General features: G+C 64.8%; 9 protein-coding genes. 7 read left to right on the top strand and 2 right to left on the bottom strand.

The features are described 5' to 3' along the window. Positions 1-1134 (bottom strand): DUF4347 domain-containing protein (locus tag BA899_RS04755; protein ID WP_159299914.1); only part of this gene is annotated, 1134 nt, incomplete at its 3' end. A 155-nt stretch (positions 1135-1289) separates the two neighbouring features. Between BA899_RS04755 and BA899_RS04750 the strand changes: the two genes are divergently transcribed. The 4 genes from BA899_RS04750 to fabB all read left to right on the top strand — a co-directional run bounded on the left by BA899_RS04750 (position 1290) and on the right by fabB (position 5473). Further along, on the top strand, positions 1290-1745 hold the full coding sequence (locus BA899_RS04750) for a YcgN family cysteine cluster protein (protein WP_159299913.1): 456 nt from the start codon (positions 1290-1292) through the stop codon (positions 1743-1745). Beyond that, positions 1736-3625: a 1-deoxy-D-xylulose-5-phosphate synthase gene (gene dxs / locus BA899_RS04745; RefSeq protein WP_200833060.1), complete on the top strand. Its 1890-nt coding sequence runs from the start codon at positions 1736-1738 to the stop codon at positions 3623-3625. The genes BA899_RS04750 and dxs overlap by 10 nt, the downstream gene beginning before the upstream one ends. 90 nt (positions 3626-3715) lie before the next feature. After that, positions 3716-4234 carry a bifunctional 3-hydroxydecanoyl-ACP dehydratase/trans-2-decenoyl-ACP isomerase gene (gene fabA, locus BA899_RS04740; protein WP_159299912.1) on the top strand — a complete coding sequence of 173 codons (519 nt, stop codon included), beginning with the start codon at positions 3716-3718 and terminating at the stop codon, positions 4232-4234. Between the two features lie 12 nt (positions 4235-4246). Then, positions 4247-5473 carry a beta-ketoacyl-ACP synthase I gene (gene fabB, locus BA899_RS04735; protein WP_159299911.1) on the top strand — a complete coding sequence of 409 codons (1227 nt, stop codon included), beginning with the start codon at positions 4247-4249 and terminating at the stop codon, positions 5471-5473. Here fabB and prpR read toward each other — a convergent pair. Continuing rightward, positions 5468-7375: a propionate catabolism operon regulatory protein PrpR gene (gene prpR, locus BA899_RS04730; protein WP_159299910.1), complete on the bottom strand. Its 1908-nt coding sequence runs from the start codon at positions 7373-7375 to the stop codon at positions 5468-5470. The two genes, fabB and prpR, sit on opposite strands and share 6 nt — an antisense overlap. 215 nt (positions 7376-7590) lie before the next feature. On the opposite strand from prpR, the gene prpB reads away from it, so the two are divergent. Genes prpB through BA899_RS04715 form a run of 3 tightly spaced genes read left to right on the top strand, consistent with a single transcriptional unit; the run spans position 7591 to position 11084 of the window. Next, positions 7591-8484: a methylisocitrate lyase gene (gene prpB / locus BA899_RS04725; RefSeq protein WP_159299909.1), complete on the top strand. Its 894-nt coding sequence runs from the start codon at positions 7591-7593 to the stop codon at positions 8482-8484. After that, complete coding sequence (gene prpC / locus BA899_RS04720; RefSeq protein WP_159299908.1) at positions 8481-9632, top strand: 2-methylcitrate synthase; 1152 nt, start codon at positions 8481-8483, stop codon at positions 9630-9632. Before prpB ends, prpC begins: the two co-directional genes overlap by 4 nt. 24 nt (positions 9633-9656) lie before the next feature. Then, positions 9657-11084, top strand: a complete 1428-nt coding sequence (locus tag BA899_RS04715) for a bifunctional 2-methylcitrate dehydratase/aconitate hydratase (protein ID WP_370456309.1) — start codon at positions 9657-9659, stop codon at positions 11082-11084. The last annotated feature ends 8 nt before the right edge of the window (positions 11085-11092 follow it).

The raw sequence follows: 11092 nt of genomic DNA, 5'->3' as shown, positions 1-11092 counted from the left end.
GCTCCCATCAAGCTTGAGCGAACCAGCACTCGGCAGCGTGGCAATCACGACCGAGGCAAACGCATCCGAGTCAGCGGTATCACTAAAGCCAAAGTCCGAGGCCTGGAGCGTATAGGTCGCATCCTCATTAACCGTGACCGTTTTATCGGTACCGGAGGGCGCATCATTGACTGGTGTAATCGATACAGTACTTTCTAACGAAAGATTCGTTTCCGCGTTATCCGTTTCTGTAAACGTCCCAAGCGAGAAAACACGGGGAGAGTCACTTGGATCGTCGCTCGTGTTTTCATATTCGAGCGCGTTCAGGATCGCGGCGACATCAGATGGGGTAGCACCAGAAGTCTGATCATCGGATGACCACGTAACTGTCGACGTGCTGTTCTCGCTATCAAAATCAACACCAACTGATCCACTGGTTCCGTTCGCAGCATTAATCGCGCTGTCGGTTAGCGAAACATCAACACCGTCAATCCGGAAAGTTTCCTTCCCTGTATCGGAAACTCCGGTAATAACGGTCGAAAAACTCTTGATGTTGTTATCAGCCGACAATCCGATGCTGCTATATATCGATTGGCGACTACCACCTTCCGTGAACGACGGGTCATCGCCCGTTCCCGAGTCCTTCGTTACAGCCAGAACCACCCCAAACGCGTCCCTGGCCTCCTGACTGAACGGCACCGCCGCTCGGGGCGTTGCTGATGCGTTGAGCTCCCAGTTGCCGCCTTGATCCTTGTCGCCGATCAGGTCCGTAGAAGCGAATACGTTGGCCATGGAATGCTCCGCAATGTTTTGCATAAAGGTCTTGCCCGCGGCGTCGGCGCCGGTGTGGCAGGACCAGAAATAGATCTCGAGGGGTTCGGGGCGGGCGGCTGCTGTGTCCGCGCCCACCCGGAAATCGTCTGCCGTCAGCCAGCGGCTGCCGATGCGCACGCCACCGGGCCGGCCGTGGCCCAGCACATGAAGGCTGGTCACGCTGGGGTCGTCGAGGAAATGTCGAATTGACTGGGCAGGGTCGTCGTCGCGCGCGATGGACCGCGGCGCGCGAACGCTGCTATTAAGCCCCTCAAGCAATGTGTCCATCTGCTCCACCGAGGCATCAATGATCAGCGCTTCGCGTTTGTCTGACGTATCCATATCCAGGATGTACCTTCCCTTACCCAATTTTTGGTTAACTCTAACCTAGCGAATCTCACTACGGGTTGACTACCGCCCTTCGAATATGTTGCCTGACAAATTCTGACATTACACCTCTGCATGCTTGAGCCGCCCAGCGCCTGTACACTCTCCCCATGATCGATGACCATTCTCCGTTCTGGCAGCGCAAGTCCCTCGCCGAGATGTCCTGGCCCGAGTGGGAGGCCCTCTGCGACGGCTGCGGGCAGTGCTGCCGCCATAAGCTGGAGGACGCCGACTCTGGCGAGGTCTACCCCACCCGGGTGGCCTGTCAGTTGCTTGACTCCCACAGTTGCCAGTGCAGTGATTACGCCGATCGCCACGCAACGATTCCGGACTGCATACAGCTGACGCTTGCCAGAGTGGCAGCCTACGAGTGGCTGCCCACGACCTGCGCCTATCGCCGGCTTTACCACGGCGAGGACCTGGACTGGTGGCACCCGCTGGTCTCCGGCGACCCCGAAACCGTGCATATCGCGGGGATATCGGTGCGCGGTCAGCTGGTCAATGAAAAAGAACTACCCGCCAGTGCCGAGCTGGAGGACTATCTCGAGGAGAGCCCATGGACATGAGTGCTTACCCGCTGCTGGAAGGGATTGATGAGCCCGCCCACCTGCGCGAGCTGCCGCAGACGCAGCTGCCGCGCCTGAGCGAGCAGTTAAGGGATTACCTGCTCAATAGCGTCGCGCGCTCGGGTGGTCACCTGGCCGCCGGTCTGGGGGCGGTGGAACTCACCGTCGCCCTGCACTATGTGCTCAATACCCCCTACGACCGGCTGGTCTGGGATGTCGGGCATCAGTGCTATCCCCACAAGATCCTCACCGGCCGGCGGCAGGAGATCAGCCGGGTGCGCAAGATCGACGGGCCCGCCGGTTTTCCGGTGCGCGATGAGAGCCCCTACGACACCTTTGGTGTCGGCCACTCAAGCACCGCGATCAGCGCCGCCCTGGGCATGGCCCTTGGCAGCCGCAACCGCGATGACGGGCGCAAGACCTGTGCGGTGATCGGCGACGGCGGCCTGACCGCCGGCGAGGCGTTCGAGGCCCTCAACCACGCCGGCGATGTGCGCCCCGATCTGCTGGTGGTGCTCAATGACAATGAGATGTCCATCTCGGAGAACGTCGGCGCGCTCAACAAGACCTTCGCGCGGCTGCTCGCCGGGGGGGTGTACGGCAACATGCGCGCCGAGGCCAAGAATGTGCTCGAGCGCATGCCGGGTCCGATGCGCGACTTCGCCAAACTCGCGGAGGAACACGTCAAGGGCATGCTGGTGCCGGGCACGTTCTTCGAAGAGCTCGGCTTTCAATACTTCGGCCCGGTAGACGGCCACGATGTCGACGAGCTGGTTACGGTCCTCGGCCGGCTGCGCGAGATGGACGGCCCGCGCATCCTTCACTGCGTGACCCGCAAAGGCAAGGGCTATGCCAAGGCCGAAGCCAATCCCATTGCCTACCATGGCGTGAAGGCATTCGACCCGGCCGCCGGTCTCAAGGCCGCCACCGAGGCCGCGCCGCTCACCTACACCGATGTGTTCAGCCAGTGGCTCTGCGATATGGCCGAACAGGAGCCGCGGCTGTGGGGCGTGACGCCCGCCATGCGCGAGGGCTCCGGGCTGGTGGCCTTCGCCGAGCGCTTCCCCGATCGTTATCTCGACACCGCGATTGCCGAGCAGCACGCCGTCACGCTCTGTGGCGGACTGGCCTGCGAGGGCGAGAAACCGGTGCTCGCCATCTACTCGACCTTCCTGCAGCGCGGTTATGATCAGCTGATCCACGACATCGCGCTGCAGAACCTGCCGGTGGTCTTTGCCCTGGACCGGGCCGGATTGGTGGGCGCCGACGGGGCCACCCATCACGGCATGTTCGACTTCAGCTACATGCGCTGCCTGCCCAATGTCACCGTTATGGCACCGGCGGACGAGCGCGAGTGCCGGCAGATGCTCTCCACGGCCCTGGCCATCGAAGGCCCGGCCTCGGTGCGCTACCCGCGCGGACGTGGCCCGGGCACAGTCCCCGAGACCACCCTCGAGACCCTGCCGGTGGGGCAGGCGCAGATCCGGCGCCGGGGTCAGGGGATCGCCCTGCTCGCCTTCGGCACGATGGTGGCCCCGGCAGAGACGGTGGCCGAAGAGCTTGATGCCACGCTGGTCAACATGCGCTTCGTCAAACCGCTGGATGAGGCCTGCATCCGCGAGATGGCCGAAACCCACGACGCCATCATCACCCTCGAGGAAAACATGGTGGCCGGTGGCGCCGGCTCGGCCGTCGCCGAGACGCTGGCGCGCCTGGACCTCAGGCCTCGCCTGCTGCAGATCGGTCTCGCCGATCACTTCGTCGATCATGGCGAGCGTGATGAGCAGCTCGCGCTGGTGGGGTTGGATACCGACGGCATCCGTCAGCGGATTCACGATTGGCGTGATCGCACGGTTGCGAGTCCGGCCACCAGTGAGTAGTGTCAGGCGGCTGGAACAGCCCTTTCCCCAACGCCGCCGCGCTTCGACATGTCAGGGCCATGTCACTGAAGCTGCGGCTTGCGGATATTCATGAATCAGAAATCCAGTTATAGCTACGATGAACTCCTTGCCTGCGGCCACGGCGAGCTGTTTGGCCCGGGCAACCCGCAGCTGCCGGTCCCGAACATGCTCATGTTCGATGCGATCACGCACATCGATGATCACGGCGGTGGTTATGAAAAGGGCCAGGTCGAAGCCAAACTGGCCGTCAAGCCCGATCTGTGGTTTTTCGGCTGCCACTTCCCCGGCGATCCGGTCATGCCGGGCTGCCTCGGCCTGGATGCGCTCTGGCAGCTGCTGGGCTTTTACCTGGGCTGGATCGGCGGCGAGGGCAAGGGTCGGGCATTGGGCTGCGGCGAGGTGAAGTTCACCGGCCAGATCCTGCCGGACAACGGGCTGGTCCACTACCGGCTTGACGTCAAACGCATCATCCGGCGGCGGCTCAACATGGGCATCGCCGATGGCTTTGTGACCGTTGATGGCGAGGAGATCTACCGCGCCATGGACCTGCGCGTCGGTCTGTTCCAGAATCCGCAGAGCAATCTCTAAGGGAGTCGAAACGTGCGGCGAGTGGTAGTCACCGGCATGGGCATCGTCTCTTGCCTGGGCAACGATGCGGCAACCGTCACCGAGGCCCTGCGAAACGGGCGCTCGGGGATCCGTTTCAGTGATGAATACGCCGAGCGTGGCCTGCGCAGCCAGATCGCGGGGCAGCCTGATATCGATCTGGAGGCCGCCATCCCACGGCGCGCACGGCGCTTCATGGGGGATGCCGCGGGCTTCGCCTACGTCGCCATGCAGCAGGCCATCGATCAGGCCGAACTGCCCGACTCGGTGGTCTCGAACCCGCGCACGGGCCTGATCGTCGGCTCCGGCGGCGCTTCCACCGAAAACGTCGTGCGCTCGGCGGATATCCTGCGCGAGCGTGGTGTGCGCAAGATCGGCGCCTTCGCCGTGCCCAAGGTCATGGGCAGCACGACCTCCGCCTGTCTGGCGACGCCGTTCGCCATCAAGGGCATCAACTACAGCATCTCCTCGGCCTGCGCGACCAGTGCCCACTGCATCGGCGCGGCCATGGAGCAGATCCAGCTTGGCAAGCAGGACGTCATGTTCGCCGGCGGCGGCGAGGAAGAGCACTGGTCGCTGACCATGCTGTTCGATGCCATGGGTGCGCTGTCCACCGGCTACAACGACACCCCTGAGCGTGCATCCCGGCCCTTCGACCGGGACCGCGACGGGTTCGTGATCGCCGGCGGGGGCGGCATGCTGGTGCTCGAGTCACTTGAGCATGCCGAGGCGCGCGGTGCCACGATCCTTGCCGAGCTGGTGGGCTACGCCGCCACTTCGGATGGCTATGACATGGTGGCCCCCTCCGGCGAAGGCGCCGAACGCTGCCTGGGTCAGACACTGGAGATGGCGGGCATCAATGCCGACCGGCCCGTGGATTACGTCAACGCCCACGGCACCAGCACCCCGGCCGGGGACATCACCGAGCTGCGGGCGCTGGAAACGGTTTTCGGCGCCGACCGCCCGCCGGTGAGCTCCACCAAGTCGCTGACCGGTCACTCCTTGGGGGCCGCCGGCGTGCAGGAGGCCATCTACTCGCTGCTGATGATGCAGGCCGGCTTCATCGCCGGGACCCTCAACGTCGATCACCTCGACGCCGAGGCCGGCGACTACCCCGTGGTCACCGAAACCCTCGAGAATCGCCGTCTCGACCGGGTCGTCAGCAACAGCTTCGGCTTTGGTGGCACCAACGCCAGTCTGGCCTTCGAGCGCTTTTCATGACGCGCCGGACAGGCGCCGCCACAGCGTACTGCGGCTGATCCCCAGCTGACGGCAGGCGGCACTCCGATTGCCGCCGCATTGGGCAAGCACCCGATGGATCGCGTCGATGTCGTCAACGGCGGGCCGGGGCGGTGTCGCGTCGCTGAAAAGCTCCGGGACCAGGCGCTCGAGCCGCTGCTGATCCATGGGCCCGGATTCAAATCCCGGGGCAAAGATCGCCAGGCGCTCGATCAGGTTTTCCAGTTCGCGGATATTGCCCGGCCAGTGATAGGCCCGGCAGTACGGCATCACCTGCTCGAGCATCGCCGGCATGGCGCCGGTCCGGCCTTGGCGGGCAAGTGCTCGGCCGGCAATGCTGCGCGCCAGTGCCGGCAGATCATCAAGCCGCTCGCGCAGCGGCGGCACGTCAAGCCGCAGGATGTTGATGCGGTAGTAGAGATCCTGCCGGAAGGCCCCCTCCGCCACCGCGGCCGCCAGGTCGCGATGGGTGGCGGCAATGACGCGCACATCCACCGGTGTCGGTTGGGTGGCGCCGAGCCGGATCACCTCATGTTCCTGGAGGACCCGCAGCAGCCGGGTCTGCAGCGTAAGCGGCATCTCCCCGATCTCATCGAGAAAGATCGTGCCGGTGTGGGCCGATTCAAACAGCCCGGGTTTGCCGCCTCGCCGCGAGCCAGTGAAAGCGCCCTCCTCAAACCCGAACAGTTCACTCTCCAGTAGGCTCTCGGGGAAGGCCCCGCAGTTGAGGGCGACAAACGCATGCCCCCGGCGTGCACTGGCGTTGTGGATGCCCTGGGCGAGCAGCTCCTTGCCGGTGCCACTCTCGCCGAGGATCAGCACCGTGGTATCGGTGGCGGCATACTGGGCCGCCAGCGTGCGCGCCTCGCGCAGTGGCTGCGAGTCGCCGATGATCCCGTCGAGCTCGTAGCGGGCGGCGAACTGCCGGGGCTTGTTGGTGGAGCGCAGGCTCCGGTCCACCCGCTGGATGGTGGCCGAGTCCTGAACCGTGACGACCGCCCCGGTCTGCACACCTTGCTCGCGGATCGGGATGCGGTTGGTGACGACGGTCCGGTTGCCGATGCGCTGGACGCCCCCCAGCTCCGTCACCCCGTGCGCCAAGGTGTCATGCAGGGCCAGCTGGCTTGCCACCTGGCTCAGCCGCCGCCCCTCGACCGCGTCGGCATCCACCCCCAGCAACCGGGCCATGGCGGGATTGAACGACTGCACCCGCTCATCCATGTCCACCGCCACCACGCCCTCCTCGAGCTGCTGGAGGATGGTATCGAGACGCTCACGGCGCGCCGCCTCGATCCGCCCGATACGGCTGATCTCAATGGCGCCGTCGAGCGCCTGCTCCACGGAGGCGCGCGAGTAAACGAAAATGCCCGCGAGGCCCGCCTGTTCGGCCAGGTCGGTGACGAGCCCCGGCCCGATGATCGCCCCCACTCCGCGGCTCGCCAGGGCACTGACGCGGCGTTCGGCATCGGCGGCCGTCTCGTAGGCGTAGTGCTCCAGTTCAAGTCCAAAATGCTGTTTGAATTCAATCAGTTCAGGGTGCGTCGTGCCATGGCTTATCAAGGCGATGCGGCGGGCCGATCGGCGCGCCGTCGCCAGTGCGTTGAGCACATCGAAGCCGGTGAGGGTCACGAGTATCACCGGCAGGGCCAGGTGCCTTCGCAGAAACGCCCCGTTCGAGCCCGCGGCCACCACCGCGTCCACGCCGCGGGTCTGTTGATAGCGGCGGATTTCGGCCAGCGCGTCGTCAAAACCGCGATCGACGATATGCACATCGGCCTGCGCGGCGTAACTCGGGACGATCACCCGAAACACCTCCTTGAGGCGGCTGAAGCCCACCGCAAGGATCACCGGCCGATCCTCGCCCCGCACTGATTGATCCGCCATCGCCCCTCCCCCATCGCCCGGTCCCGAGCGTTTCATTATTCGTTTCAGGGTAATTCACTGCGACAGGCAATGAAACACTGCGTGCCGGGGCCGAACCCATCCAATCGCCCCCAACGCCCGCGGAAACCGCGCGTTGCCCCCGACGTGAGCCGATTGCCGACGCGCTGGCACGCGGCTTGCAGTAAGTTTAATAACAACGAGGAGGAGACCCCGCCATGTCGACATCATCCGAGTCGCCCGGTCGGCGCTTTCGCGCCGCGGTCGAAAACGAAAACCCCCTGCAGGTCATCGGCGCCATCAATGCCTATCACGCGGTCATGGCGACCCAGGTGGGCTATAACGCCCTGTATGTCTCCGGTGGCGGTGTGGCGGCCGGGTCCATGGGCCTGCCGGATCTGGGCATCACCACGCTCGACGACGTCGTCACTGACGTCAATCGCATCACCGATGCCGTCGACACCCCGCTGTTGGTGGACGCGGATACCGGCTTTGGCGGCGCGTTCAACATCGCCCGGACGGTGCGCTCGCTGATCAAGGCGCGGGCCGCCGCCTGCCATATCGAGGACCAGGTCCAGACCAAGCGCTGCGGCCATCGACCGGGTAAGGCCATTGTCTCGAAGCAGGAGATGGTCGATCGCATCAAAGCGGCGGTGGACGCCCGGACCGATCCCGACTTCGTCATCATGGCCCGCACCGATGCCCTCGCGGTGGAGGGCCTGGACGCCGCCGTCGACCGCGCCGGCGCCTACATCGAAGCCGGTGCCGATATGCTGTTCCCCGAAGCCATCACCGAGCTCGACATGTACCGCGCCTTCAGCCAGGCGGTGGATGTGCCGGTGCTGGCCAACATCACCGAATTTGGTTCGACGCCACTTTTCGACCGCGAGGCGCTGGGCGGTGCCGGCGTGGGGCTGGTGCTCTATCCGCTCTCGGCGTTCCGGGCGATGAATGCCGCGGCACTCGATGTCTATCGCCGTGTGCGCGCCGACGGAACCCAGGCCGGTGTGGTCGATCGCATGCAGACCCGCGCGGAACTGTATGAATTTCTTGACTATCACGCCTATGAGGCGAAGCTCGATCAACTGTTCAGCATGGAGAACGGACAATGAGTGACACCCCGTCAGCCCCCAAGCCCAAGAAATCCGTTGCCCTTTCCGGCGTCACCGCCGGCAATACCGCGCTCTGCACCGTCGGCCTGACCGGCAATGACCTGCACTACCGCGGCTACGACATTCTCGATCTGGCCGAAGGCTGCGATTTCGAGGAGACCGCCTATCTGCTGGTGTACGGGCATCTGCCCAATGCCGGCGAACTGCGCCGCTACAAGGCCGATCTTCGGCGCCTGCGGGGCCTGCCGGCGCCGGTCAGGGCCGCCCTCGAGCAGCTCCCCGCCGCCACCCATCCCATGGACGTCATGCGCACCGGTGTGTCCCTACTCGGTTGCTGCCTGCCCGAAAAAGACGACCACGCCGAGGCGGGTGCCCGCACCATCGCCGATCGACTGCTCGCCTCGCTGGGCTCGGTCCTGCTCTACTGGTATCACTTCAGTCACAACGGCCGGCGCATTGATGTGGAAACCGATGACGATTCCATTGGCGGCCATTTCCTGCACCTCCTGCATGGCGAAGCGCCGTCGGCGGCCTGGGAACGCTCGATGCATACCGCGCTCACCCTCTACGCCGAGCACGAATTCAATGCCTCGACGTTCACCGCCCGGGTGGTCGCCGGCACCGGGTCGGACATGTACTCGGCGGTGACCGGGGCGATCGGCGCACTGCGCGGGCCCAAGCATGGCGGCGCCAACGAAGCGGCGTTCGAGATCCAGCAGCGCTATCGCAGCGCCGATGAGGCCGAGGCCGACATCCGCGAGCGCATCGCCAACAAAGAGGTGGTCATCGGCTTCGGTCATCCCGTCTACACCATCAGCGACCCGCGGAACGAAGTCATCAAGCGCATCGCCCGCGATCTTACCGACCGCAATGGCAACACCCGCCTTTTCCAGGTGGCCGAGCGCATCGAGTCGGTGATGGCCGACGCCAAGAAGATGTTCCCCAACCTGGACTGGTTCTCGGCGGTGGCCTTCAACGCCATGGACGTCCCCACCGCCCTGTTCACCCCGCTGTTCGTCATCGCACGCACCAGTGGCTGGGCGGCGCATGTCATCGAGCAGCGCCAGGACAACAAGATCATCCGCCCGAGTGCCAACTACATCGGCCCCGACAATCTGAAATTCGTGCCGCTGGATGCGCGCGACTGATCCATGACCCACGGAGAACAGCCCATGAACAACGCCGATACCGTCCTCACTGACATCGTCGACTATGTCAGGGACTACCCCATCGACCGCGATGTGGCCCTTGAAACCGCCCGCAACTGCCTGATCGACACCCTCGGCTGCGGCCTTGAGGCACTGGAGTATCCGGCCTGCACCAAGCTGCTCGGCCCCGTCGTCTACGGCACCGCGGTGCCCAACGGCACCCGGGTACCGGGCACACAGTTCCAGCTCGATCCCGTCCAGGGCGCGTTCAATATCGGCGCCATCATCCGCTGGCTCGACTTCAACGACACCTGGCTGGCCGCCGAGTGGGGGCATCCTTCGGATAACCTGGGCGGCATCCTCGCCACCGCCGACTGGCTGTCGCGCACGGCCGTCGCCGAAGGCCGCGCACCGCTGACCATGCGCGAGGTGCTGATCGCCATGGTCAAGGCCCATGAGATTCAGGGCGTCATCGCGCTTGAGAACTCTTTCAACCGCGTCGGTCTGGATCATGTGGTGCTGGTCAAGGTGGCGACCACGGCGGTGGTGGCCGACATGCTGGGCCTCTCCCGGGAGGAGATCCTCAACGCCGTGTCACTGGCCTGGGTGGACGGTCAGTCGCTGCGCACCTACCGCCACTACCCCAACGCCGGCAGCCGGAAGTCCTGGGCGGCCGGCGATGCCACCGCCCGCGGCGTGCGCCTGGCGTTGATGGCCAGAACCGGCGAGATGGGCTATCCCACCGCGCTGAGCGCGCCGACCTGGGGGTTCTATGACGTCCTCTTCAATGGCGAGCCGTTCTCGTTCCAGCGCGGCTATGGCAGCTATGTCATGGAAAACGTGCTCTTCAAGATCAGTTTTCCCGCGGAGTTCCACGCCCAGACCGCGGTAGAGGCGGCCGTCACGCTGCATCGCCGGCTGGCCGAAATGGGCCGCTCGGCGGCGGATATCAAGCGCATCAGCATCCGCACCCACGAGGCCTGCATCCGCATCATCGACAAGCAGGGACCGCTCAACAACCCCGCGGACCGCGATCACTGCGTGCAGTACATGGTGGCCGTGCCGTTGATCTTCGGTCATCTCACCGCCCGCGACTACGAGGACAGTGCCGCCGCCGATCCGCGCATCGACGCCCTGCGCGAGAAGATCGTCTGCGTTGAGGATGCCGGTTTCACCGCCGACTATCACGACCCGGCCAAGCGCTCGATCCCCAACGCCCTGACCGTCGAGCTCAATGACGGCACGGTGCTCGACGAGGAGGTCGTGGAATACCCCATCGGCCACAAGCGCCGGCGCGAGGAAGGCATCCCGCTGCTCGAGGACAAGTTCCGGACCAATCTGGCGCGGCGTTTCCCGGCCCGTCAGCAGCGCGCCATCCTTGATGTCTCGCTGGATCAGGCGCGTCTCGAATCAATGCCGGTGCACGAGTATGTCGATCTGTATGTGATCTGAGCGGCGCG

It is taken from the genome of Spiribacter sp. SSL99 (assembly GCF_009805925.1).
Classification (GTDB): Bacteria; Pseudomonadota; Gammaproteobacteria; order Nitrococcales; family Nitrococcaceae; genus Spiribacter; species Spiribacter roseus.
The sequence above is the reverse complement of the archived record's forward strand: the minus strand, read 5'-3'. Positions and strand labels throughout refer to the sequence as shown.

Bases quoted from the DNA above. Each gene is read 5' to 3' on its own strand.
- BA899_RS04715 (WP_370456309.1), top strand. From the start codon at position 9,657: ATGAACAACGCCGATACCGTCCTCACTGACATCGTCGACTATGTCAGG.
- BA899_RS04750 (WP_159299913.1), top strand. From the start codon at position 1,290: ATGATCGATGACCATTCTCCGTTCTGGCAGCGCAAGTCCCTCGCCGAG.
- prpR (WP_159299910.1), bottom strand. From the start codon at position 7,375: ATGGCGGATCAATCAGTGCGGGGCGAGGATCGGCCGGTGATCCTTGCG.
- prpB (WP_159299909.1), top strand. From the start codon at position 7,591: ATGTCGACATCATCCGAGTCGCCCGGTCGGCGCTTTCGCGCCGCGGTC.
- prpC (WP_159299908.1), top strand. From the start codon at position 8,481: ATGAGTGACACCCCGTCAGCCCCCAAGCCCAAGAAATCCGTTGCCCTT.
- dxs (WP_200833060.1), top strand. From the start codon at position 1,736: ATGGACATGAGTGCTTACCCGCTGCTGGAAGGGATTGATGAGCCCGCC.
- fabA (WP_159299912.1), top strand. From the start codon at position 3,716: ATGAATCAGAAATCCAGTTATAGCTACGATGAACTCCTTGCCTGCGGC.